A 24,133-nucleotide genomic window follows, 5' to 3' on the forward strand; every position below is an offset into this window, starting at 1 on the left:
TAAATAGACTGTAACTGTGATATTCGTTATGGTATGATGTGGGCGAGTGAATGTATCGATCCGGAATACCACTGTCTATTTATTTGCCGTAACGAAAGGAGAATCAACCATGAGTGCAGGCGGATTTTTGTTGATCATCATCGCGGCGTTGCTGCTGTTTGGTCCGAATAAATTACCTGATCTGGGGCGGGCTGTTGGCCGCACGTTCCGTGAATTCAAGGAGGCTACCCGGGATATCGTGGACGATCAACCGGAAGTTAGGAGAACGGAAACTGCTCCACAACCGCAGGTAGAGGGCCCCAAACCGGACGATCGCCGTCTTCCCGAATAATTGGAAACGGCAGAGCCCGTTACATAGGCGTAACCTTGATCCCTTCCTTCGCGGAGGGATTTTGTTTGAGATTTGAAGGGAAGCATGGCGGGGAAAGGAGAACAGGAGATGTCGGAGAAAGACAATGCGCAAAGTCTTGTGGATCACTTAACAGAGCTGCGGCGGCGATTGGTGATCGTTGGTATTGTGTTTATCGTGGTGCTGGTGGCGGCCTTTTTCGTGGTTGATCCGATTTACCACTATGTGACGAAAAACGCCATTTCCGGCGTGGCCATCGAACTTAATGCCTTTTCGTTCTGGGACGGCGTGGGCGTTTATATGAAAATCGCCATGCTGGTCGCACTCGGGATCACGTTGCCATTTACGTTGTATCAGGTATGGGCGTTTGTGAGCCCCGGCTTGAAGCCACAGGAACGCAAAGCGACCGCAAGGTATATTCCGTACGTGTTCGTCTTCTTCCTAGCGGGCTTGGCTTTCGGTTATTACGTGGTATTCCCGCTGGCTATGACGTTTACGGGCTCGCTGAACAGGCAACTGGGATTGGTCGAGACCTATGGGATGGCCGACTATTTCAAGTTTCTGACCAATATCGTGTTGCCGATTTCGTTGTTGTTCGAGCTGCCGTTGGTCATTTTGTTCCTGACGCAGCTGCGGATCTTGAACCCGCATCGGCTCAAGAAGATGCGCCGGGCGGCGTATTTCGCGCTGGTCGTCGTATCTGTGATGATTACGCCGGCGGATTTCTTCTCCGCTTTCCTGGTACTCATCCCGCTCGTCCTGCTGTATGAGCTCAGCGTGTTCCTGTCCAAGCGAGTCTATGCCAAGCAGCAAGCGGCGGATGCGGAACGGGCGGAAATATAGATGAGGGAGCGCGCCTTGGCTTATGCGGGGCGCGTTTTTTTTGCTCGTCGGTGGGCTGAGGGCGCCGGGGAGCGGATAGGACCGCATCGGGAGGGGGAATCGCGGGCATTCAACCGCTGTCCCTCTACGCTCGCAGGAGTAAATGTTGCATTTCCTACAACATTTCGGGCTCGCCGAGCCTGAGCCGGTATAAATGTTGTACAATATGCAACATTACTGGCCGGTTTGGCCCAATCCGCCCGGAAATGTTGCACTTATTGCAACATTTCCGGCTGAAGTCGGCCAAACCTCACGCAAATGCTGCACTTTATGCAACATTTGCGGCAAACGCGGCGCACCTAGCGGACAGGCACTCTCCAAGTTGCCGCGGAAGCGTGGATCCAGAATCGTGGATCCACGAGGGACATGCCCCTCTGCTAGCAGGCCCTGTCCGCTACCAGCGGAATATTTATCCAAACGCAAGGATACAATGGGAAGGGCGCGGGTGAAGCCCTATGAAACAAAGAAAAAAATTTGTACAAAGGAACTTGAAATCTACTCGCAACTTGAGTAATATAAAAGTGGTTGTTAGCACTTGAGTAGATCGAGTGCTAATACATATGACAAACATCTACCCATAACACCACATATTTAAAGGAGGCTGTTTTTTCATGATCAAACCTTTAGGTGAACGCGTTCTCGTGCAACCGATCGAGCAAGAGGAGACAACGGCATTTGGTATCGTGCTTCCAGACACGGCCAAAGAAAAACCGCAGGAAGGTAAAGTTATCGCTGTTGGCAGCGGAACTTTGAAAGATGGCGTCCGCGTTCCATTGGAAGTGAAGGAAGGCGACCGCGTTCTTTTCTCCAAATATGCAGGCACTGAAGTGAAATACGAAGGTAAAGAGTATTTGATTATGAAAGAAAGCGACATCCACGCGATCCTCGGCTAATCGGCCTGAAGAGAGTCTCGTACGAACGAACACATACACATCTATATGGGAGGTAATTGAACAATGGCAAAAGACATTAAATTCAGTGAAGAAGCCCGCCACGCGATGCTTCGTGGGGTTGACGCTTTGGCAAATGCAGTAAAGGTAACACTCGGTCCGAAAGGCCGTAACGTCGTATTGGAGAAGAAATTCGGCAGCCCGCTGATCACCAATGACGGTGTGACAATCGCGAAAGAAATCGAACTGGAGAACGCTTTTGAAAACATGGGCGCCCAGCTCGTCAAAGAAGTAGCAACGAAAACAAACGACGTAGCCGGTGACGGTACGACGACAGCAACGGTTCTGGCACAAGCGCTGATCCGTGAAGGCCTCAAGAACGTAACTGCTGGTGCTAGCCCAATCGGCCTGCGCAAAGGGATCGACAAAGCGGTTCGCGCTGCGGTTGCCGAATTGAAAGACATCTCCAAAGCCATCGAAGGCAAACAATCGATCGCTCAAGTTGCTGCGATCTCCGCCGCGGACGAAGAAGTCGGCGAACTGATCGCGGAAGCCATGGAGAAAGTCGGCAAGGACGGCGTGATCACAGTCGAAGAATCCCGTGGTTTTGCTACCGAGCTCGAAGTGGTTGAAGGGATGCAATTCGACCGCGGTTATGTATCTCCTTACATGATTACCGATACGGACAAAATGGAAGCCGTACTCGATAACCCCTATATCCTGATCACCGACAAGAAGATCAGCAGCACGCAAGAAATCTTGCCGCTTCTGGAGAAGATCGTGCAACAATCCAGACCGCTCTTGATCATCGCTGAAGATATCGAAGGCGAAGCGCAAGCCATGCTGATCGTGAACAAACTGCGTGGCACGTTCAACGCGGTAGCCGTTAAAGCTCCTGGCTTCGGCGACCGTCGCGAAGCGATGCTGCAAGACATCGCGGCTCTGACTGGCGGCCAAGTGATCACTGAGAAGCTCGGCCTTGATCTGAAGAGCACCACGGTGGATCAACTGGGTAACGCGCGTCAAGTGATCGTTACGAAAGAAAACACGACGATTGTGGACGGCAGCGGCGACAAAGGTGACATCACGGCTCGCGTGAACCAAATCCGTGCTCAACTGGAAGAAACCACTTCCGAGTTCGACAAAGAGAAACTGCAAGAGCGTCTGGCTAAACTGGCTGGCGGCGTAGCGGTGATCAAAGTTGGCGCAGCAACCGAAACCGAATTGAAAGAACGCAAACTGCGCATCGAAGACGCGCTGAACGCAACGCGTGCAGCCGTTGAAGAAGGTATCGTATCCGGCGGCGGCGTTGCCCTCGTGAACGTATATGGCGCTGTAGCTGCGGTTGAAGCAACTGGCGACGAAAAAACCGGCGTGAACATCGTGCTTCGTGCCCTGGAAGAACCGGTACGCACGATCGCTGCAAACGCTGGCGAAGAAGGTTCCGTTATCGTGGACCGCCTGAAGAAAGAAAAAGTCGGCGTTGGTTATAATGCCGCAACTGGCGAATGGGTGAACATGATCGAAGCAGGGATCGTTGACCCAGCGAAAGTTACTCGTTCGGCGTTGCAACACGCAGCATCCGTTGCCGGCTTGTTCCTGACCACCGAAGCGGTGATCGCCGACAAACCGGAACCGGAAAAACCAGCTATGCCTGACATGGGCGGCATGGGCGGTATGATGTAAGGAAGGCTGCAAAGCCTATACCCCTAAGGTTTAGCGAAAATTAGAGGTCTCTCCTAAGTTCATAGAACTTTTGAGAGGCCTCTTTTCTTTATCCCCGCCAACCCAGTTATAAAACTAAAACCAACCACTTATTATACGCAAATGTCGCAAATTTATAGTTTAATTGGCACGTATGCTCATTATAATGGCTATAAAAGTTGTGTAATCTGACTATGTTGTCGTATATTTTAAGTCAAATAGCCAAGGAGGCTTACTTACTTATGATTCGAATCGGCAAAATCAGTTATTGGCACGTTCATGCAGAAGATTACACGAAGCAGGCACTGGAGCATCCCGACACGGAACTCGCCGCGATCTGGGATGAACTTCCTGAACGCGGGCAGGCCAAAGCGGCGCAATATGGCGTGCCGTATTACGCCTCGCTCGACGAAATGCTTGCGCAGGACGATATCGACGCCGTCATCGTGGACGCGCCGACGAATCTACATCGCGACATCATGGTGAAGGCGGCGGAGGCCGGCAAGCATATTTTCACGGAGAAAGTCATCGCTCCTACGGCAAAGGAAGTCACGGATATTCTCTCGGCTGTCCGGAAAGCGGGGGTGAGGCTGACGGTTTCCCTGCCGCGCCTGTATGACGGCTATACGCAGACGATCGACCGCGTGCTCCAAGGCGGCAAGCTTGGCAAGCTGACCCTGGCTCGGGTCCGGCTATCGCATAATGGCGCGACTGCGAACTGGCTGCCGGATCATTTCTACTCGAAGGAGCAGTGCGGCGGAGGCGCCCTCATCGACCTGGGCTGCCATCCGATGTACCTTGTCCGGCGTTTCTTGGGGATGCCGGAAAGTGTAAGTGCGAATTTCGGCTATGTGACAGGCAAGGAAGTTGAAGACAACGCGGTAGCTGTGCTGCGTTATGCGGAAGGAGCGCTGGGCATCGTCGAAGCGGGTTTTGTGAACAGCCATTCGCCGTTCTCTATTGAGCTTCACGGAACCGAAGGCACGCTGCTGTACGGCTTCCCGGATGAGGTTCCCGTCGTTCGTTACAACGGTGGGAGCGGACAATGGGAGAAGCTGGAGTTGGAAGACAGAGTGCCCTACGCGTTCAGCCAATGGGTGGAGCATATCAAGCAGGGGACCGAGGCGACGGAAAATATCGCGGCGGCTGTGGATCTGACCCGACTCATGGAAGCTTCCAATCGCTCGGTGGCGGAAAGCCGGCCGATCCGGATCGACGAGCTGGCGGAATAACGGATGACCAAAGGAAAAGAGGGATCAAGATGCGGGCGGATCAACGCGAATCGACGGGGAGAAAGCCGGCGGACCGTAAAGCGGCCGGAAATGCAAGTCCTTTTCCGTACGCCAGAATGGCGGAGAGGCAGGATGCGCTCGACCGACTAGAGCTGCAATTCCGCTGGGGAGATTACGGAATTCGCGTGCTGCGCTGCCATCTGGCCTCATTTCCACCTGGACATATCATTCATTTTCACAAGCACTCGGGATATGAGTTTCATTATATTCCAAGAGGCAAGGGCAAAGTGATTCTCATCGATCAGGCGTACGATCTCCACGAGGGCATGTTCTATTTGACCGGACCGGATCTGGTACACTATCAGGAATCGGACCCGGATGATCCGATGTATGAGCTTTGCCTCCATTTGGAAATTGAGCCGCTGCCGGCGGCCGCCGAACCTAGCGGCTGGGGAGACGAGTTGGAGGCGGCGGAGGCAAGGGAGTGCATCACCTCGTTGGATCGTTTGCCGATCGCCCCGGTGGTTGACCGGTTCCATGCGATGAGCGGTTTTCTAGAAGCGTACCGCATTTTGGAGGAGCAGCCGATCGGCTTCTACACGCTGCTAAGGCAGGAAATCGTGCGGATTTTGCTGCGTACGGTTCGTGTGCTTGATCGGGCTGACGATAGAAAGGGAATTCCGCAGCGGGATATGAGCTTCCATCGCTACAAGCTGTCCACGCAATACATTCAGGACAATGAGAGCATGCCGATCTCGCTGGAGCAAGTTGCGGAGGCGATCGGGACCAGTCCCCGACAGCTTCAGCGTATCTTCCGCAGTGAAGGGCGGACGACGTTCCACGATTATTTGGAGCATACACGGCTGACGGCGATCTGTTCGGACCTGATCCTAACGGACAAAGCGATCGAGGAGATCGCCCTTGCCCACGGTTACGCAAATCCCAATTATCTGTATCCGGTATTCAAGAGCAAGTACGAAGTGACGCCAAGCGCATACCGCAAAATGCATGCGGGAGAGCATTCGGTGCCCCATTCCAAACGAGAGAAGGAAGCGAGCATATGAGTAAGCATTTACGCATCGGCATTATTGGAAGCGGCGGAATCGCCAAAGCCCACGTATCGGCTTATCGCAAGCTTCCATTCGTAGAGATTGTGGCAGTCGCCGACGTCATTCCCGGCAAAGCCGCGGATTTCGTGGAGGCGCTGCAATTGGACGGAGCGGCGGCTTATGACGGCCATCGGAAGCTGCTCGAGCAAGAGCTGGACGCCGTCAGCATCTGTACGCCAAATGTCTCGCATCATGAAACGACGGTGGATTCGCTGAAAGCGGGCAAGCAAGTGCTGCTGGAAAAGCCGATGTCCGTCACTCTGGCGGAGGCGCTTGAGATGACGCAAGTCGCCCGCGACACGGGCAATATGTTGACGATCGGGTTCCAGCCCCGCTATGACCCGAATATGAAGCTGCTGCAGGAAATCGTACAATCCGAGCGTTTGGGCAAGGTCTACTACGCCGAGACAGGCGGTGGCCGCCGACGCGGCATGCCAGGCGGCACATTTATCAGCAAGAAGCTGGCTGGAGCCGGAGCGATGGCAGACATCGGCTGCTATTCGCTGGACATGGCGCTGAATACGTTAGGTTATCCTCGCCCGCTCACCGTATCTGCGTTTACGTCAAACCATTTCGGTCGTAACCCGCTCTATCATCCTGAAGCATCCAGATTCGAGGTGGAGGACTTTGGCGTGGCGATGGTACGTTTCGAGAACGATCTGGTGCTGCAGTTCAAAATTTCCTGGGCGATGCACATGGACACGTTAGGCGCAACGATGTTCCTCGGTACCGACGCAGGACTCAAAATCACGCCGGCAGGCAGCGGTCCGTGGTCCGGTGTATGGGATGGCTCGATCGGTTCGATTACGCTGTACCACGACGAATACGGCCGCAACACGCAGACGCCGATTCCACTCATTGAGCACAAGCTGAACCTGTTCGACGAGAAGGTCCGGGATTTCGCTGAAGCGGTTCGCGACGGCCGTCCCGCCCCGATCCCCGGCGAGCAAATCTTAATTCAACAGGCGATCATCGACGGCGTTCTGCGATCCGCTGAATCGGGCCGCGAGGTGTCTGTGGAGCTGCCACGTCATGATTAATCCTTAATTCATACGTAGGTTTATATTTAAAACGTCCCTTGCTCTTCTGGCAAGGGACGTTTGTAGTGATAAGGAATTGCTCACCTGGATCTCACATCTTATGAAACTTTATGAAAAATTTTCAATTTAATTTTCAATTTCCAGCTTACGGTGTTCTCGATTTGTGATAGAATGAATGACAAATTTCATTCCATCAGGAGGAGGACAAAGATGTGGACCTATCTGATCCGCCGTGGGATTCATTCGTTGATTGTATTGTTTATCGTGATGAGCGTGTGCTTTTGTATCATGCGTTTGATGCCGGGGAACTTCTGGTCGTTAAGCATAGGGATGACGGAAGAGCAGATTCAAAGGGCAAACGAGCAGAAGCATCTGTTTGGACTGGATCGCCCGATTTATCAGCAATATATCCGGTGGGTCAATGATCTCCTGCATGGGAACTTTGGTCTTGATTATTACCGTACTCCGATTAATAACTACATCTGGAAATATGTGTGGAACAGCTTCGCCTTGTTAGGCACGTCATTGATCATTGCCCTACTAATCGCCGTCCCATGGGGGATCTACAACAGCAAAAGGCAGGACGGACTCTCTGACAAGCTGGGTCTCATCCTGAGCCTGATCGGATTCTCCATTCCCGTATTTGTGCTGGGGCACTGGCTGCAAAACATCTTTGCCTTCCAATTATTTTGGTTCCCGCCAAGCAGCATGCATACCCCGAACAAAACCGGGGAGATGGGCGACCTTATTTACCACATGGTTCTCCCCGTAACCACCGTAACCATCGGCCTCATTGCTTATTATATGAAAATGGTCCGCACCAGCATGATCGAGGTGCTTCCTTCCGAATTCCTCAATGTCGCCCGAGCGAAAGGGGTTTCGGAACGAAGAGTCACTTATCGACATGCGTTGAGGGCGGCCTTGCTCCCTATCATCACGATCATCATGTTGGACTTGCCTTCCCTGATTTCCGGCGCAGCCGTGGTAGAGAATGTATTTAACTGGAACGGTCTTGGAAGCTTGGCGGTGAGCTCTGCGCAAAGCCGGAATTATCCCGTTTTGCTCATGAGCATCTTGATTATCTCCGCATTCGTGGTGGTCACCAACTTCCTGGCGGATCTGCTCTACACCATCGTGGACCCTCGCGTGAAAATTCACCGAAAGGGCATCCTGCGGCGTTGATCAGCCGGAAGGAATCGAGTTGTCTTTACGCTGCATGAACTCCCGCGGCGAGATTCCCTCCACTTTTTTGAACACCTTGCTGAAATAAAAGGCACTTTCATACCCCAGCTTTTGCGAGATCTCATAGATTCGTCCCTCACCGCGAACCATCATTTCCTTGGCCGCCGCGATTTTGGTCTCTGTGACGTATTCCACGAAATTGATTTTGGCGGTCTTGGAGAACAGATGGCTGAGGTAGTTGGGACTAAAGTTGAACACATCGGCAACCTGGTTAAGGGATAACTTGCTGCTCAGATTTCGTTTCACGTAATCCTGCACGTTTCGGACGATTTGCTCCTTGTAGCTCTGTTTGCGCGAGGATAGGATCTCGCAGCACCCGTCCCGAAATTGGACAAGCCAATCGATCACGCCTTGGGTCGTTTGCTTCTTATAAATCGCGCGGTAGCCCTCCGGTTCGTTCTCGAAAATTTGCTCAACCACATTCTCACCATCGGCCAGCAAAGAGGTCGCCATATATAATATGTTGCAGGCCGCGTCGGTGGCTGGGACCAGCAACTCGGGTCTGCCTTCATATCGGTCGATGAGATTCGTGATCATGGCGTTTAAGGCGCCGATATCAAGCTCCTCGAAAGCGCGGCGGATCTCCGAGCGGGAGGCCGCATCGTCATCACCCGGAGGAGCAAGCTCGGCTGCGTTGCTCTGGGCAAAGAAGACGAAGGATTGCTGTTCGAGCGCCATCGGCAGCGCCCGGCGGGCGGCCAGATAACTCTCGTGCAGCAGATAAGGGTCGTCTACGGCGTAACCGGCGGCTCCGATAATATTCACGTTGAAATAGGCATGGAGCACCGATGCCATATCGTAAAGTTGTCCTTCGACCTCCGGCATCCAGTGCTGCGGGTCTTTATCGGAAACGGGTAGCACAATCGCGAAGTTCCGCAGATCCAGGCTGGTGACGAAGCAAGGCCGCGCCGAGGCGAGGGTATCCTTGGCCATCTGCACCGTGCTGGAGCATAAGGCGACCAGCTTATCCCCGCGCGGAGGGACACTTTCCGGGCCCTGAATCCGACAGGTGCAGACCAGATAAGCGGTAGCCGATAAATCTAGCTCGAGATCATCTCGTTGCAGGAGGAACTGATTTTTGTTCTCGAACAGCTGATTAAACAGCCGAATAAAGAATTTATCGCGAAGCGCATGTAAATTGCTGCGATAGAGCATATTGGGGTAACTCTCCACGGTCTTGTAATCTTCCAGCAGGGTCACGGCCTTCCGTACGGATTCGGCTAACGTCTGCGGAGTCAGCTCCAGCTTGACCAGGTAATCCGCCGCCTGCAGGTGAATCGCGCTGCGCGCATATTCGAATTCTTCATAGCTCGTTAGAAAGATGAACAACGGGATCCGGCCATATTTATGGCGAACGGATTCGGCGACCTGTAAGCCGGTTTTGACCGGCATTTTAATGTCGGTGATGACCAGGTCGGGACGCAAAGACTCGATCATCTCCTCGGCTTGAGCCCCGTTATGGGCGATGCCGACGACCTCAATCTGATACTCCTCCCATTTCAGCATGGACTGCAGGCCGATGCAGACCAGAGCCTCATCATCAGCGATCAGTAATTTAATCATCCCATCACTTCCTTGTGTGGTTTACGTTCGCGAAGCAGACTGAACCAAGGATCATCCCATTTTTCGGTAAGGCAATAACAGATTCATGCTTGTATATTGGCCTAGCTCGCTTTCAATGGATAGGCCGTAACGCTCCCCAAAGGTCAAACGCAGACGATCATGTACGCTGCGCAGTCCGACATTTTCAAACAAGCCTTTCGATCCGGGTTCCTGCTGGGACAAGATGGAGGCGATCTGCGCCTCATTCATCCCGACCCCGTTATCCTCAATTGTGATCCGAATGTCGTTTACACCACTTTTGGCTACGGTAACGGTAATTTCTCCCCGCCCCTTCGGCTCAATCCCGTGGAAAATCGCGTTTTCCACCAGCGGCTGCAAGGTAAAGCGGGGGATCAGGCCGGACAATAACTCCTCGTCCTCCAGCTTCTGTTCCATCGTAATCGTGTTGCCGTAGCGATATTTCTGGATGAGGAAATAATCGTCCATTAAGCTGAGCTCTTCCCGCAGGGGAACCAGCTTGCGATGATCCTTGGCGATGCTGCGAAGTAGCCTGGACAAGGAGGTGGTCATTTCCGCGATCCCCGTAGCATTCTGGAGCGTGGCCATCCATTTAATCGAGTTCAGCGTGTTATAAAGGAAATGAGGACTGATCTGGCTTTGCAGCATCCGGTACTCCAGCTCCTGCTTCTGCTTCTCATCCGCCACGCGGGAATCCATCAGAGTCAGGATATCATGGGACAATCGGTTGATGCCTCGTCCCACATCGCCCAGCTCGCTGTTCCATTCGATATTCCGATCGATGAGGAAGTTGCCTTGAGCGATCTTGTCGATCCGCTTTCGTAATTTCTCCACCGGCAAGCTGATCGTCCGGGTAAGGTAGAGTGTAATAAAGCCGCTTAACGCAATCACCAGCAAAGATACGCCGATCATCAAGAGCAGCCAGGCGTTCAGCTGCGGAGCGAATTGCTTCTCGTCCAGCGTCTGTGACAGGAGGACGCCTTCCTTCACCGGATAAGACACGGAGATACGGCGTTTCCCATCCTGCTCCATCCATGCCAGCTGGGTGAGAGCCCCGGTGGCTTCATTTTTCTCATAAGGAAACAGGGTGTAAGGACTAGAGAGGGGCTGCACTTTGTCCCCTTCGATCCGATATTTCTGGCTGCCCAGTGTGACCAGCAGTTCCGAGCCCTCCGGAAGGCCATACCCCTTTAGCTTATCGGTAATGACTGAGGTGTTGGCCAGAAGGTATACGGTTCCGATTCGGGCGGCTCGATCTCCGTAAATCGGTAAGACGATCGGAATGCCGCTTGAACGAGAGAACGGATCCTGAATCACTCTTTCCCACGCTTCCTTCGCATTGGCGGAAAGCCCGGGAAGTTGGTTGATATTATGGATACTCAGCGGAACTGAAGCGCTTCCAGAATTGTCGACTTGAATAAATTTCGCTTGGCTGTCGGTGATGATCAGGCGACGCACATAACTGTTGGACCGGTTGACCCGAAAGTCCTCCTGCATGGAGGAGAAGACGTTCAGCCCATCCTTGGGGCTGGCGTTCGGCGAGACAAAGTAATCCTGGATCAGGTTATTGGTAGGGGAGTTCGTACTGCTGGCCAAAGCCAAGGCAGTTAAATTGTTGAGATCCTGGTCAATGATGTGGGAGACGAGCTGCAGATTAAATTCCGTTGCTTGGATCGTCGTTTTGCGCTGAAAATATGAGATCAGCTCATAGCTAAAAAAGGAGAGCATTCCCGCGATCAGCAAGGCAAACAAGGTCATGATCAAGATGATGCGGCTTTTGATGGTGGCTTTTCTTGCGCTCGTGTCGATCACCTCGTCCGAAGTAAGGTTCCTGCCGGGATAAACCGATATAAATTACAATAACATGACTTGGCTGCACAGACAGCGGCATGGATCATAAACAACCATTTTTACATCTTTTGAGTATGATTTTACAGCTTTCCGCCCGTTTATTGAAGAAGCGAATAGAAAAGTGTAGGAAAAGAACGTAAAAATGTATGCCCTTTCATTTGTGGTTTCGTTACCATGAACCTAAGGATTTGGCGATGCCGATCCGGGAGTTCAATACAGGAGGAAAAGGGGTTTGAACATGAGACGAAAGAAAGTATTCGGCTTTACCTTGGCAGCAGTTCTCCTCGTAGGTCTGCTCGCAGGATGTTCCGGAAATAACGGAAACTCGGGCAAAACACCTGCAGCTGAGCCTCAAACGAACAATTCTGCAAACGTTTCCAATGAGAAAAGCGACGAACCTGTCACGCTGAAATGGGCGTTATGGGACTGGGAAGCAACGGCTTATTATCAGCCATTAATCGACGCTTATAAGAAAGATCATCCGAACGTAACGATTGAATATGTCGACCTGGGCTCCACCGACTACATGACGATGCTCAGCACACAGCTCTCCGGCGGCGCGGACCTGGATATTTTGACCATTAAGGATATTCCGGGTTATGCCAACTTGGTGAAGCAGAACCATCTGGAGCCGTTGAAGGGTTTCATGGACTCCAATAGCATCGATACTTCCGTATATGGCGGAACCGTGGAGCAAATTCAAGTGAACGGTGACGTGTACGCACTGCCTTTCCGCAGTGATTTCTGGATTGTCTACTATAACAAGGACTTGTTTGATAAAGCCGGCGTTCCTTATCCTACAAACGATATGACGCTGGACCAATATGATGAATTGGCTAGAAAAATGACGTCCGGCAGCGGCTCGGAGAAGGTATACGGCGCCCACTACCACACCTGGCGCAGCGCGGTACAACTGTTTGGTATCCTGGACGGGAAGAGCACCATCGTCGACGGGAAATACGCGTTCTTGATACCGGTTTACGAACGGATCCTGAAAGAGCAAGACGATGGAATCGTGATGGATTACGCGACGCTGAAGACCTCCAGCACCCACTATTCCGGCGTGTTCTACAATAACTCCGTCGCCATGATGAACATGGGCAGTTGGTTTATCGCCACGCAAATCGACAAAGTGAAAAGCGGCGAATCCCAGGCTACGAATTGGGGGATCGTGAAGTATCCGCATCCGGACGGCGTGAAAGCCGGTACGACGCTGGGAACGATCACTTCGCTGGCGGTGAATCAAAAGTCCGCGAACAAAGAAGCCGCTCTGGACTTCCTGAAATTTGTCACCGGAGAAGAAGGCGCATCCGTGATCGCATCCACGGGGACGATTCCAGCAATCAAAAACGATGAGGTTGTTAACTCCATTGCTTCCATTGATGGCTTCCCATCGGACGAGAACAGTAAAGCGGCTCTGACGACAGATAGAACTTACCTGGAAATGCCATTACATGAGAAGAGCGCAGATATCGAAGTCATCCTGAACGAAGCGCATGACAACATTATGACGAAGAATGCAACCATTGACGAAGGTATAGCGGATATGGAGAAACGGGTACAAGAGGCGCTGGGCAACTAATTCGATCAACTCGTATTCAGTATCAGTGCTGCCGGGGGCGGGCTTGAGAGCCCGCCTCTTTTTTCCGAATTCACTAGCACAAGCAAGCAGGTTTGGAGGAGAAATTCATGCAGAATGAACCCGTGTTAGGTAACGAAATGGTAAAAAGAAACGCGATGTCCAAAACCCTGAAGGATCATTTGGTGGCGTACAGCTTCATTGCTCCCAACTTTATCGGTTTTGCCATATTTACACTGGTACCGATGATTTATGCTTTTGTTCTCGCATTCGTGAAATGGGACGGGGCTAATCCGATGGAGTACGTGGGGCTGCGCAACTTCGCCCGGCTTCTTCAGGACAGCACCTTCCATAAAGCGTTTTGGAATACAATTCTTTATACCGTAGGCGTCGTGCCGATCACGATGGTATGCGCGCTTGGACTGGCGATCCTGCTGAATCAGAAGCTGCTCGGGCGCAACTTTATGCGGACCGTGTTCTTCTTCCCCTATGTCGCCTCGCTGGTGGCTGTAGCGGCCGTATGGAATTTCGTGTTCAGCCCGACGATGGGGCCGGTCAACAATATCCTGCACGCGATCACCGGGGTTCCGATCGAGGATTTACCCCGCTGGGCGGCGGATAAAGACTGGGCTATGTTTACGGTAGTTCTTTTTACAGTGTGGAAAAATATGGGGTATTACATGGTGATTTATTTGGCGGGGCTGCAGGGTGTGAATCCCGAGCTGTACGAAGCCGCCGAGCTGGATGGGGCCGGGCCATGGAAGAGATTCCGTAACGTGACGATCCCGCAGCTGGCACCTACAACGTTCTTCGTACTGATGATTCTGGTCATCAACTCGTTTAAGGTATACGACATCTTTATCAACCTGTTTGCCGGTGCCGACAATCAGTTGAACAACTCGACCCGGGTACTTGTTTATCAAATTTACAACACCGCGTTCCGCTCTCTGGATTACGGGTACGCCAGCGCCATGGCGATTGTGCTGTTCCTGCTCGTTCTGGGCATTACCTTGATCCAGTTCCAGGGCGAGAAGAAGTACGGACAATAGGAGGATGCAAAAATGACAAGAGCCAACAAACAAGCCAAAACCGTCGCTAAAATTTTTGCGTACCTGGTCCTCGCGGTGGTCATTCTGTGTATGCTCGTTCCTTACGCGTGGATGCTGTCGTCCTCGCTTAAACTGAACAAGGACGTCTTTTCGTTTCCGATGCATTGGATCCCGGACGCTCCCCGCTGGCTCAATTATGCGGAGATTTGGACGCGGATTCCGCTCGGTCGATTTATATACAACACGGCGAAGTTGTCCGTTATTGTCACGGTGCTGCAGCTGCTGACATCCAGCTTTGCCGCATATGCTTTCTCTAAGCTGCGGTTCAAAGGGAGAAACCTGCTGTTTCTAGGCTATATCGCAACGATCGCCATTCCGTGGCAGGCTTACATGGTTCCGCAGTTTATCATGATGCGTTCCATGGGGCTGAACAACACCCATCTCGCGATCATTTTTCTGCAGGCCTTCTCGGCGTTTGGCGTCTTCTTGATGCGTCAGTTCTATCAGAGTATTCCCGATGAGCTGTGCGAAGCGGCACGGATTGATGGACTCAGCGAATATGGAATCTGGGGAAAAATCATGCTACCGCTCTCCAAACCGGCGTTGTCCACGCTCACGATTTTCACATTCGTGAATACCTGGAATGACTTTCTCGGACCGATGATTTACTTGACGAGAACGGACTTGAAAACAATCCAGATCGGCCTGCGGATGTTCATCACGCAATATTCCGCCGAATACGGATTGATCATGGCGGCCAGCGTCGTATCGATCATCCCGGTGTTGATTGTGTTCCTGGCGCTGCAGAAGTATTTCGTACAGGGCGTAGCTTCGTCCGGCATCAAGGGGTAATCATCTCGGGTAGAAGGAGTTGGCGACATGAACGTGACTTTCGACAATCCGCTTCAAACGCGAAGCGATATGGTAAAAGCTTTGGAGCAGCTGGTGAGTCCCCTCCGGCCGTTCTACAGCCAAGGCGGCGCTCGGTTAGCGCTTGGCCGAACCGGCGTGTCCTACCCGGCGACGGTGGCAGAGATGGAAGGGTTCTCCCGGGTATTGTGGGGCCTGGTTCCCCTGCTGGCAGGCGGAGGTTCCAGTGAGTTATGGGAGATCGTTCTGGACGGCATTCGCTCCGGCACGAATCCCGAGCATGAAGAATATTGGGGCGAGGTCGCCGATTATGATCAGCGGCTGGTGGAGATGGCGGCCTTTGGGTACGCGCTGGCACTGATCCCTGAGCAGATTTGGGAACCGCTCCGCCCGGTAGAGCGGGATCGGTTACACCGTTGGTTAAATCAAATGAACCAGCATCCTTGTTACGACTGCAATTGGCTATTCTTTAACGTCCTGGTGAACGTGGGTTTCCGTAAAGTGGGCTTGCCCTACGATGCGGTGCAGCTGGAGCGCAATTTAGACCGGTTGGACGCATTTTATCTGGAGGATGGCTGGTATAGCGACGGGATCGGGGGACACAGTGACTATTACGTTCCCTTTGCGTTTCACTATTATGGGCTGCTATATGCCCGTTTAATGGAAGAGGAGGATCCCCGGCGTTCGCGCGTGTTCAAGGAACGCGCTGCAGCGTTCGCCGGCGATTTCCTGGCCTGGTTTGCGCCGGATGGCGCAGCGCTGCCGTACGGGCGCAGTCTGGCGTATCGTTTCGCTCAATCCGCATTCTGGAGCGCGCTGGCCTACGCCGGTGTGGAGGGGTTCCCGGCCGGCGTACTGAAGGGGCTGGTGCTGCGTAACTTGCGCTGGTGGTTAAACCAGCCGATTCGGAGCTCCGACGGGCTTCTTACGGTGGGTTACGCCTATTCGAATCTGGTGATGGCGGAGAATTACAACTCGCCCGGCTCACCGTATTGGGCGCTTAAGGCGTTCCTGCCGCTGGCCTTGCCGGAGGATCACCCGTTCTGGACGGCGGAGGAGCTGCCGCTGCCGGAGCTTCCGGCGTTCTCGATCCAGCGCCCGGCTCATCTCGTGCTCGCCCGCGACTCCGCTTCCGGTCATGTGGCGGCCTTCAACACCGGTCATCGCGGTACGAACGAGCATACCCATACTTCGGCCAAATACGAGAAGTTCGCGTATTCGACCGGGTTCGGGTTTAGCGTTCCGCGCGCGGAATGGGGTTTGGCCCAAGGCGCGTACGATTCCATGCTCGCGCTCAGCGAACGCGGGGAGAATCTGTATCGGGTTAGACGCCGTAACCTGGCTACGTCGATTCAGGATAACGTGCTGTATGCGTTATGGAAACCTTGGTCCGACGTCGAAGTTCGTACTTGGGTCGTGGCCGGGCTCCCTTGGCATCTCCGAATTCATCGCATTGATACGGGACGTTCGCTCGACGCGGCGGAAGGCGGATTCGCACTGGGGATGGAAACGGAGCTGACGGAGTGGATGAATGCCGAGCGAACGGCGGCGGGGGCGGCAAGTCCCTGTGGAGCCAGCGGCGTGCAGAACCTGCTTGGCTACGAGACAGCTGAACTCATCCGCCCGAACGCCAACACGAATATCCTGCAACCACGCACTGTTCTTCCGACGCTCCACACTTCCTTGAAGCCGGGAGTTCACGTGCTTGCGTCGGCTGTTTTCGGTGATCCGTCACCGGGTGTCTCCTGGCAGCCGGTGACGACTGAAGCGTTGAACCTCGTGATCAGGGAGCGTGCCATCGTCTTGACGACTTGCGAAGGGAACGAGATCCGAATCGAGTTGGAGTAGTTTGTACCGCTTCAGGCTGCGGCGGAAGGAGGAGAGTCAATGACAGAACATGAGGAATGGGAGAAGCTGACCGAAAGCCTGTCTCCCTTGAGGGCGGACGATTATTATCCGGAGAACGGCGGCGGGACGGCATTCTGGAAGTCGCTGCGCGAGGCTCCGGACGCCCGGGCCGAGCTGGAGGCGATCCGGGATGAGGGGGAGCGGCTTCTCAGCTCCCCGGCGGAAGAGCTGACTTATTCGCTGTTTTCCTTGTTTGCCGTGCAGGGGTCACGGCTGGAGTATGAGCGGGTTTATTTTGAGAAGAGGCGGCGTCTGAACACCTTTGCCTTTCTGTCACTGCTCGAACCGGATTCGGAGACGTACGAGGCCGCGCTGTGGGATGCGATCTGGGCGATCTGCAGTGAGTTCACCTGGTGCCTTCCCGCGCATGTGGATGCAAACCGCCCGGTCTCGGAGACGATTGACCTGTTCTCGGCGGAGACGGGGTTTGCGCTGGCTGAGTTGTCTCTGCTGCTGGGCGGCAGGTTGCCGGAGCCGCTGCGCGTGCGGATTGCCGAACTGGTTGATGAGCGGTTGTTCCGCCCCTTTCTCGAGAAGGGGCCTTTCCACTGGGAGGAGCTGACGAACAACTGGTCGGCCGTTTGCGCCGGCTCGATGGGTTCGGCTGCGCTGCTGTTGATGGAAGAGATGCAGGATCACGCCCGTCTGGCGCGGATTCTGGAGAAAACTGAACGCAGCATGTCCTTCTACTTGCAGGGCTTCGGCGAGGACGGGGCTTGTCCAGAGGGGCTGGGATACTGGAATTACGGGTTTGGCTATTTTGTTTATTACGCGGATTTGCTGCTGAAGCGAACCCGTGGCCAGCGGGATTGGTTCCGCGAGGACAAGGTTCGGCGAATTGCCGGTTTCCAGCAAAAAAGCTTTATGGGCGGCCGGCTGGTCGCCAATTTCTCCGACACGTTACCCTATGGCAGCGTCCACCGGGGGCTGTCGCATTACCTCGCGGCGCGGTATGCGGGGGTGGAAACTCCGCCCGCCTCGCTCCATGCGGACTATCGCGAAGATCACTGCAGCCGGTGGGCACCGGCGCTGCGCAACCTGATCTGGCGGGATCGCGCGGCGGCGGGGGCGGAAGAATGGCAGGACGGCGACTTTGTGTTCGAGGACGCCGGCTGGCTAATCTCGCGGTTTACCGCCGCGGGAGAGGCGTTTGGTTTTGCCGCGAAAGGCGGGCATAACGGCGAATCGCATAACCACAACGACCTGGGCCATTTCATGCTGGCGGGCGGGGGCAAGTTTTTCTTGTCCGATCTCGGGTGCGGGGAATATACGCGGGATTATTTTGGCGAGGCCCGATATAGGTATGATTGTAACGGGTCGCAGGGCCATTCCGTCCCGATCATCGACGGGTGTTATCAGCAAGAGGGAACGGAGAGATCCGCTACAGTGGTTCGATGCGAGACTTCAGAGGAAGTATGCCGTTTGGATTTGGAATTGTCCGGGGCTTACGAAGACGGAAATCTGCGGTCGTTCGAGAGAAGGTGGGTTTGGAATAAAACGGACCTGCCCAGCCTGTCGCTTCGGGATGAATTCCGGTTCACGGAAGCGCCGGAGCGTCTGACGGAACGGTTTGTGACTCTGATCCGGCCGGAGGTTGCCGGCTCGGGGCTGCTTCGATTAGCTGGCGGCGATATGCTGATGCTGGAGCTGCATTATGATCCGAAGCGGCTGGAGGCCGATGTCAGGGAACGGACGTACCGAGATCATTACGGGAAGGATACGGTTTGGTACGCGCTGGATTTTCGGGTGCGGCAGCCGGAAACAGATCTCGGGGTCGATTTTCTATTCAAATTCGTCACGCAGTAGGGAAAGAGGGAATGGAGGAGGAGCTAAAGTCATATGGGGATCGGAAAAGCATGGGTAGAAGAAGCTTGGTCGAGGACGTTGGACAAAACACTGCGGAACACGGCAAGAATCGGTTCTGGGTTCCCACATGCAAGTCAGGGTGGGGTTTATGATTTGGCCGAGCCGGCTTGGTGGACGGCGGGATTCTGGCCGGGACTGCTGTGGCTGCTGTATGAGGAAAGCGGTAAGGAGGAATTGAAGGCGTTAGCGCAAGAATGCGAGGCTAAGCTGGACGGGGTGTTGGATGGCTATGTGCGGCTGGACCACGACCTCGGCTTTATGTGGACATTGACTAGCATCGCTTCTTTTAAGCTGACGGGGAGCGAAACCTCGCGAATTCGGGCACTGAAGGCCGCAAACTATTTGGCGGCGCGCTTTAATCTCAAGGGGCGTTATATTCGGGCCTGGAACCCTTGGAAAGAAGGGGAGCGGAACGAAGGGTGGGCGATCATCGACTGCTGCATGAACATGCCGCTGTTATTCTGGGCGTCCCGCAAAAGCGGTGACCCCAGATTCGCACATGTGGCCGAGGCGCATTTGGATACCGTGCTTGATCAGTTTATCCGTGAAGACGGATCGGTTTATCACATCGTGGTCTTTGATCCGGCCACGGGTGAGGTGGTAGGGCCGCAAGGCGGTCAAGGATACGCGCCGGAATCGGCGTGGTCGCGCGGCGCAGCCTGGGCGATTTACGGCTTGACGCTGGGCTTCCACCATACGGGGAAGCCGGAATACCTGTCCGCCGCGCAGCGGGCGGCGGATTTCTTCTTGAGCCAGCTGCCGGACGATCAGGTGCCGGCCTGGGATTTCCGCGCGCCGGAAGCGTTGCGCGAGCTGCGAGACTCGTCCGCTGGTTCCTGCGCGGCCAGCGGGCTGCTGCTGCTGGCGGAGAAGCTCGGCGACGCAAGCGCAGCGGCCGCGGCGAAGTACCGCGAGGGGGGCGAACGCATCCTGAAGTCGCTGTACGAGAACTACGGCGCTTGGGACGATCCAGCGGAGGAGGGGCTAATCCTGCACGGAACGAGCAACTACCCGCAGGGGACGAACATCGATGTGCCGCTCATTTACGGCGATTACTTCTTCGTAGAAGGCCTCGCCCGGCTGAAGGGCGGCGGGGCGTCGTATTGGGAATAGACGGGGAGCAAGATCATCAATGAAAAAGGGGCAGTTCCATTAGCCATACATGATGGCTAATGGGGCAGTCCCTTATTATTGTTTTAATGCGCTTGCTTCACTTATCCTGCTTCTCCACATAAAACACTTCCGCGCTCGGGTGCTCGCCGTAATTGCCAAACCCTTTTCCGAACAGGGTCAAGCCGCCAGGGTAACGGGCGTCCGGTTCGACGGACAATCGAAACGTCCATTGCTTCTGCCGAATGTCGATATCGCGAAGGGTGATGTCTGACATTTTCAAGCCGTCCATATACGTCCCGTCTTCTGTAATCCGCAGCCGTTTCAACAGTCCATATTGATTCGCCTGCCTTGGCCACCAGTCGGGGGTATACTTGCCCAGCTGATCTCCGTAATCGCCGGGACTTGTCCACGTGCCCAGTTGCTTCCCGTTCAAGGTGATGGTGATGTCGGAAGGGTAATCGTCCCTTGTGCCCGGGGCTTCGGACGCGATTTCCATCGTGAAGACTAACTCCTCGGGTTCTTGACTGGACAGCAGATAATTCGGCGTCTTGTATTCAATAAACCCCGTGCCGAACCAAAGGATGGCCGCATGAATTCGTTCGGGATCCCAGAAATAGCGGGGATCATCAAAGCTGCCGATGATCTTGCCAGTCGTCGCGATGCCACAGGTTGGCTCGATGTGAAAGTCGGAGTAATGCCCCACCGGAATTTCGACCCGGTAGCTCTTGCGCTCGGCGGTTGCTTGCGCCGGAAATAGTATCTCCGCTCCGAAGACAGCTAGCGAGCAAATCTTCTGCAAGCCGCTTTTGCCGGGGGCCATTTGGGTATCGACCAGGCCGCATTCGGACAGCTTGCGCACATGCATGGTCATGATTGCGCTGGATAACCCTACCGCTGCGGCCAATTCCTTAATGTTCATCGGGCGGTTGGCCAACAGCTGCAGAATGCGCAGACGAACTGGGCTCGCAAGCGCCTCATACACCGGCAGTGATTTTTCAGTTAAATCGAGTTTCACAGTCTTCCCACCTTACCCGAAGTTTAATTAATCATTATATTAACGAAAAGACGTGGTTTTGACAAGAACAGCCATACTTACAGCTTAGCTAGAAATCGTTTGACGAATCGGCGGGGGGTTGCCTATAATATTAGTGATATAGTTATTTAATTAATAAATATATTAACTAAGGAGTGAAGCAACGAATGTCACTACGAGGTGTGCTGAACGCCGATTCCGGCAAAGGAACGATTAACCGCAATATTTATGGACATTTCTCCGAGCATTTGGGTCGTTGTATTTATGAAGGCATTTGGGTGGGTGAGGATTCCCCTATTCCGAATACCAACGGGATTCGCAACGATGTTGTGGAAGCGCTTAAGCAAATTCGAATTCCGGTGCTGCGCTGGCCGGGCGGATGTTTTGCTGACGAATATCACTGGAAAGATGGCATCGGACCGAAGGAAACGCGTAAGCGGATGGTTAATACCCATTGGGGCGGTGTGGTGGAGAACAACCACTTCGGGACGCATGAGTTCATGGAGTTGTGCCGGCAGCTGGATTGCGAGCCTTATATTAACGGCAATCTCGGGAGCGGGACGGTCCAGGAGATGTCCGAGTGGGTTGAATATCTGACGTTTGGCGGCGTGTCGCCGATGGCTGAGCTTCGGACGCATAACGGCCGCAAGGAGCCGTGGAAAGTTACTTACTTTGGCGTTGGAAACGAGAACTGGGGCTGCGGCGGGAACATGCGTCCGGAGTATTATGCGGATGAGTATCGCCGGTACCAGACGTACGTCCGCAACTATGACGACAACCGGATTCACCGGATCGCCTGCGGTCCGAACTCCGACGACTACAACTGGATGGACGTCTTGATGCGGGAAGCCGGACGGTTCATGGATTCTATCACATTGCATTACTATACGCTGCCAACCGATAACTGGCAGGATAAAGGGCCGGCAACCGGGTTCGACGAGCAAGCCTGGTTTACCACGCTGCAAAAAGCGCTTCGCATGGACGATCTGATTACCCGCCACCGAACGATTATGGATAAATATGATCCTGAAGGCCGCGTAGGGCTGATCGTAGATGAATGGGGTACTTGGTACAACGTGGAGCCGGGGACGAACCCAGGATTCCTGTATCAGCAAAATACGATGCGCGACGCGCTTGTCGCCGGTCTGACGCTGAACATTTTCCATAAACATAACCAACGCGTACGGATGGCGAATATCGCCCAGACCGTCAATGTGCTCCAAGCCGTTATCTTGACCGAAGGCGAGAAAATGGTTCTGACGCCAACCTATCATGTTTTTGATATGTACAAGGTTCACCAGGATGCCGAGATGCTGGATCTGTCGCTGGATACGGGCAGCTACAAGCTGGACGGCAGCGACATTCCGGCAGTGACTGCCACGGCGTCGCGCGATACGCAAGGGAAGATTCATCTTAGCTTCTGTAACCTGCAGCACAATGCGGAAGCGCAGGTAACGATCGATGTTCGGGGCCTGAATGGGAACGACCTGACGATGACGGGCTCGACTTTGACGGGAGATCGCATCGACGCCCATAATACATTTGCCCAACCGGATGCAGTGAAGCCGCAGCCATTCGAGTCGTTTCAACTGGACGGCGGCAAGTTGACCGTTAACCTGCCGGCGATGTCGGTGACGACCCTTGAACTGGTGGAGAAGGCTTAACGTCGGATGGCGGATACCTCATGCAAAGCATGCCGAGACGATTACCGGGTCACGGACGAGCAAATGCAGCGCCTGCTGAAGACGACCGCGTTTGCACCCGAGCGAAGAGTAAGCGAGGAGCAGTACCAGGAAAGGCTGCGCGTTTGCGGTGCCTGTCCCAAGCTGATGGACAAGATGACTTGCACGGCCTGCGGCTGCATTATCCCGGTCGTCGCCTGGTTGAAGGAGCGGACCTGTCCATTGCCGGGCGGCGGAATGTGGGCGAGTAACAACGATCAATGAATGAACAGTGAATAGGGCTTCGTCTTTTACGCGGCAGGGTGGATCAACTTGCTCACGCGGAAAGGCGATGCCCTTTTCTCGGGATCGGACTGGATCTATTCGACTATTTGACCGCTTCCAACAGTTCCTTGGAATTGTTCCTCACGTTCCCGACGGCTGAAGATACTGTGTAAGCTCGCATCTTCGCTGCTTCGTAGGACTGGAGGAGCTTAACTAACGATGCGGCGTCTGCATGGTCCCGCGCCAGCCACTCAGCTTCGTGCTCCTGACGAAGGATGACGGGCATTCGGGTGTGGATTTCAGCCATCAGCGAATTGGGTTCCGTGGTAATGATGGTGCAAGTCGCCAGCTTGTTCCCTTCGGGATCGGTCCAAATATCGTACAACCCCGCAAAGGAGAAGAGGCCTCCGTCTTTCATGACGATCCGGAACGGCTGCTTACCGCCTTCCCGCTGCTGCCATTCGTAAAAGCCGTCGGCTGGGATGAGGCAACGCCGGGACGTGAGCAGCTTGCGAAACGCCGGTTTCTCCGTTAGTGATTCGGCTCGGGCATTGATCATACTGCCGCCGATTTTGTCCTCTTTGGCCCAGGACGGCACCAGTCCCCATCGCAGCTCGCCAAGGCGGTTGCCTTGCTTGCCCGAGATGACGGCGGGGATGAATTGCATCGGCGCTACGTTATAGTTCGGGGCGAACTTCGCCAGCCGATTCTCAAAGATCAGATACCTGACGATCAGCTCGTCCAGGGGAAGTGTAATCGTAAATCGCCCGCACATAGGGAACCCTCCATCCTATCGATGTACTGTTGATAACATTGTAATCGATTTGTTCTTTGGTATACCAGTCCCGCCTATGGTCTCCGAGAGGCTCATTGGTCCGAGTAACCTTCA

Annotated in this window: 20 protein-coding genes; 16 read left to right on the forward strand and 4 right to left on the reverse strand. The window is 54.1% G+C overall.

Annotated elements, in window-relative coordinates; genetic code table 11:
* The first annotated feature begins 109 nt into the window (after positions 1–109).
* The 8 genes from M0651_RS01165 to M0651_RS01200 all read left to right on the forward strand — a co-directional run bounded on the left by M0651_RS01165 (position 110) and on the right by M0651_RS01200 (position 8,388).
* The gene (locus tag M0651_RS01165; RefSeq protein ID WP_248550024.1) at positions 110–331 is read left to right on the forward strand and encodes a twin-arginine translocase TatA/TatE family subunit; all 222 of its coding nucleotides are present in this window, start codon (positions 110–112) and stop codon (positions 329–331) included.
* Between the two features lie 108 nt (positions 332–439).
* A complete protein-coding gene (tatC, locus tag M0651_RS01170; protein WP_248550025.1) occupies positions 440–1,192 on the forward strand; it encodes a twin-arginine translocase subunit TatC in 753 nt (250 codons plus the stop codon).
* 650 nt (positions 1,193–1,842) lie between these two features.
* Positions 1,843–2,124 (forward strand): co-chaperone GroES, encoded by a 282-nt coding sequence (groES, locus tag M0651_RS01175; RefSeq protein WP_155606444.1) that lies wholly within the window; start codon positions 1,843–1,845, stop codon positions 2,122–2,124.
* 63 nt (positions 2,125–2,187) lie between these two features.
* Positions 2,188–3,807, forward strand: coding sequence for a chaperonin GroEL (gene groL / locus M0651_RS01180; RefSeq protein ID WP_193415549.1), 1,620 nt, complete (start codon positions 2,188–2,190; stop codon positions 3,805–3,807).
* 260 nt (positions 3,808–4,067) lie between these two features.
* Positions 4,068–5,057 (forward strand): Gfo/Idh/MocA family protein, encoded by a 990-nt coding sequence (locus M0651_RS01185; RefSeq protein ID WP_248550026.1) that lies wholly within the window; start codon positions 4,068–4,070, stop codon positions 5,055–5,057.
* Positions 5,058–5,086: 29 nt separating this feature from the next.
* Entirely contained in the window at positions 5,087–6,121 is a 1,035-nt protein-coding gene (locus M0651_RS01190) for an AraC family transcriptional regulator (protein WP_248550027.1), read from the forward strand.
* Complete coding sequence (locus M0651_RS01195; protein ID WP_248550028.1) at positions 6,118–7,206, forward strand: Gfo/Idh/MocA family protein; 1,089 nt, start codon at positions 6,118–6,120, stop codon at positions 7,204–7,206. The genes M0651_RS01190 and M0651_RS01195 overlap by 4 nt, the downstream gene beginning before the upstream one ends.
* Positions 7,207–7,416: 210 nt before the next feature.
* Positions 7,417–8,388, forward strand: a complete 972-nt coding sequence (locus tag M0651_RS01200; protein WP_248550029.1) for an ABC transporter permease — start codon at positions 7,417–7,419, stop codon at positions 8,386–8,388.
* Here M0651_RS01200 and M0651_RS01205 read toward each other — a convergent pair whose 3' ends face one another.
* Both M0651_RS01205 and M0651_RS01210 read right to left on the reverse strand, forming a co-directional pair.
* Positions 8,389–10,011 (reverse strand): response regulator transcription factor, encoded by a 1,623-nt coding sequence (locus M0651_RS01205; RefSeq protein WP_248550030.1) that lies wholly within the window; start codon positions 10,009–10,011, stop codon positions 8,389–8,391.
* A 51-nt stretch (positions 10,012–10,062) separates the two neighbouring features.
* Entirely contained in the window at positions 10,063–11,841 is a 1,779-nt protein-coding gene (locus M0651_RS01210) for a sensor histidine kinase (RefSeq protein ID WP_248550031.1), read from the reverse strand.
* Between the two features lie 277 nt (positions 11,842–12,118).
* On the opposite strand from M0651_RS01210, the gene M0651_RS01215 reads away from it, so the two are divergent.
* The 6 genes from M0651_RS01215 (at position 12,119) to M0651_RS01240 (ending at position 20,265) form a co-directional block, all read left to right on the forward strand.
* Entirely contained in the window at positions 12,119–13,462 is a 1,344-nt protein-coding gene (locus M0651_RS01215; RefSeq protein ID WP_248550297.1) for an ABC transporter substrate-binding protein, read from the forward strand.
* Positions 13,463–13,569: 107 nt separating this feature from the next.
* Positions 13,570–14,508 (forward strand): carbohydrate ABC transporter permease, encoded by a 939-nt coding sequence (locus M0651_RS01220; protein WP_248550032.1) that lies wholly within the window; start codon positions 13,570–13,572, stop codon positions 14,506–14,508.
* 12 nt (positions 14,509–14,520) lie between these two features.
* Positions 14,521–15,360: a carbohydrate ABC transporter permease gene (locus M0651_RS01225; RefSeq protein ID WP_248550033.1), complete on the forward strand. Its 840-nt coding sequence runs from the start codon at positions 14,521–14,523 to the stop codon at positions 15,358–15,360.
* A gap of 27 nt (positions 15,361–15,387) precedes the next feature.
* A complete protein-coding gene (locus M0651_RS01230; protein WP_248550034.1) occupies positions 15,388–17,226 on the forward strand; it encodes a DUF2264 domain-containing protein in 1,839 nt (612 codons plus the stop codon).
* Positions 17,227–17,265: 39 nt separating this feature from the next.
* Positions 17,266–19,092: a heparinase II/III family protein gene (locus tag M0651_RS01235; RefSeq protein WP_248550035.1), complete on the forward strand. Its 1,827-nt coding sequence runs from the start codon at positions 17,266–17,268 to the stop codon at positions 19,090–19,092.
* 33 nt (positions 19,093–19,125) lie between these two features.
* Positions 19,126–20,265 carry a glycoside hydrolase family 88 protein gene (locus M0651_RS01240; RefSeq protein WP_248550036.1) on the forward strand — a complete coding sequence of 380 codons (1,140 nt, stop codon included), beginning with the start codon at positions 19,126–19,128 and terminating at the stop codon, positions 20,263–20,265.
* Positions 20,266–20,362: 97 nt separating this feature from the next.
* On the opposite strand, the gene M0651_RS01245 is transcribed toward M0651_RS01240, so the two are convergent.
* Positions 20,363–21,280 carry an ArsR/SmtB family transcription factor gene (locus tag M0651_RS01245; protein WP_248550037.1) on the reverse strand — a complete coding sequence of 306 codons (918 nt, stop codon included), beginning with the start codon at positions 21,278–21,280 and terminating at the stop codon, positions 20,363–20,365.
* Positions 21,281–21,465: 185 nt separating this feature from the next.
* On the opposite strand from M0651_RS01245, the gene M0651_RS01250 reads away from it, so the two are divergent.
* Both M0651_RS01250 and M0651_RS01255 read left to right on the forward strand, forming a co-directional pair.
* Positions 21,466–22,962, forward strand: coding sequence for an alpha-N-arabinofuranosidase (locus M0651_RS01250; protein ID WP_248550038.1), 1,497 nt, complete (start codon positions 21,466–21,468; stop codon positions 22,960–22,962).
* A gap of 6 nt (positions 22,963–22,968) precedes the next feature.
* Positions 22,969–23,244: a DUF6171 family protein gene (locus M0651_RS01255; protein WP_248550039.1), complete on the forward strand. Its 276-nt coding sequence runs from the start codon at positions 22,969–22,971 to the stop codon at positions 23,242–23,244.
* 103 nt (positions 23,245–23,347) lie between these two features.
* On the opposite strand, the gene M0651_RS01260 is transcribed toward M0651_RS01255, so the two are convergent.
* Positions 23,348–24,019: an SOS response-associated peptidase gene (locus tag M0651_RS01260; RefSeq protein WP_248550040.1), complete on the reverse strand. Its 672-nt coding sequence runs from the start codon at positions 24,017–24,019 to the stop codon at positions 23,348–23,350.
* Positions 24,020–24,133: the final 114 nt, after the last annotated feature.

This window comes from Paenibacillus mellifer (assembly GCF_023195895.1).
Classification (GTDB): domain Bacteria; phylum Bacillota; class Bacilli; order Paenibacillales; family Paenibacillaceae; genus Fontibacillus; species Fontibacillus mellifer.

What these genes read in the sequence shown, in the direction of transcription:
- M0651_RS01255 (WP_248550039.1), top strand. Translation starts at nt 22,969, where the DNA reads ATGGCGGATACCTCATGCAAAGCATGCCGAGACGATTACCGGGTCACG.
- M0651_RS01200 (WP_248550029.1), top strand. Translation starts at nt 7,417, where the DNA reads ATGTGGACCTATCTGATCCGCCGTGGGATTCATTCGTTGATTGTATTG.
- M0651_RS01225 (WP_248550033.1), top strand. Translation starts at nt 14,521, where the DNA reads ATGACAAGAGCCAACAAACAAGCCAAAACCGTCGCTAAAATTTTTGCG.
- M0651_RS01185 (WP_248550026.1), top strand. Translation starts at nt 4,068, where the DNA reads ATGATTCGAATCGGCAAAATCAGTTATTGGCACGTTCATGCAGAAGAT.
- M0651_RS01250 (WP_248550038.1), top strand. Translation starts at nt 21,466, where the DNA reads ATGTCACTACGAGGTGTGCTGAACGCCGATTCCGGCAAAGGAACGATT.
- tatC (WP_248550025.1), top strand. Translation starts at nt 440, where the DNA reads ATGTCGGAGAAAGACAATGCGCAAAGTCTTGTGGATCACTTAACAGAG.
- M0651_RS01220 (WP_248550032.1), top strand. Translation starts at nt 13,570, where the DNA reads ATGCAGAATGAACCCGTGTTAGGTAACGAAATGGTAAAAAGAAACGCG.
- M0651_RS01195 (WP_248550028.1), top strand. Translation starts at nt 6,118, where the DNA reads ATGAGTAAGCATTTACGCATCGGCATTATTGGAAGCGGCGGAATCGCC.
- M0651_RS01235 (WP_248550035.1), top strand. Translation starts at nt 17,266, where the DNA reads ATGACAGAACATGAGGAATGGGAGAAGCTGACCGAAAGCCTGTCTCCC.
- M0651_RS01240 (WP_248550036.1), top strand. Translation starts at nt 19,126, where the DNA reads ATGGGGATCGGAAAAGCATGGGTAGAAGAAGCTTGGTCGAGGACGTTG.
- groL (WP_193415549.1), top strand. Translation starts at nt 2,188, where the DNA reads ATGGCAAAAGACATTAAATTCAGTGAAGAAGCCCGCCACGCGATGCTT.
- M0651_RS01165 (WP_248550024.1), top strand. Translation starts at nt 110, where the DNA reads ATGAGTGCAGGCGGATTTTTGTTGATCATCATCGCGGCGTTGCTGCTG.
- M0651_RS01205 (WP_248550030.1), bottom strand. Translation starts at nt 10,011, where the DNA reads ATGATTAAATTACTGATCGCTGATGATGAGGCTCTGGTCTGCATCGGC.
- M0651_RS01215 (WP_248550297.1), top strand. Translation starts at nt 12,119, where the DNA reads ATGAGACGAAAGAAAGTATTCGGCTTTACCTTGGCAGCAGTTCTCCTC.
- M0651_RS01230 (WP_248550034.1), top strand. Translation starts at nt 15,388, where the DNA reads ATGAACGTGACTTTCGACAATCCGCTTCAAACGCGAAGCGATATGGTA.
- M0651_RS01190 (WP_248550027.1), top strand. Translation starts at nt 5,087, where the DNA reads ATGCGGGCGGATCAACGCGAATCGACGGGGAGAAAGCCGGCGGACCGT.
- groES (WP_155606444.1), top strand. Translation starts at nt 1,843, where the DNA reads ATGATCAAACCTTTAGGTGAACGCGTTCTCGTGCAACCGATCGAGCAA.
- M0651_RS01260 (WP_248550040.1), bottom strand. Translation starts at nt 24,019, where the DNA reads ATGTGCGGGCGATTTACGATTACACTTCCCCTGGACGAGCTGATCGTC.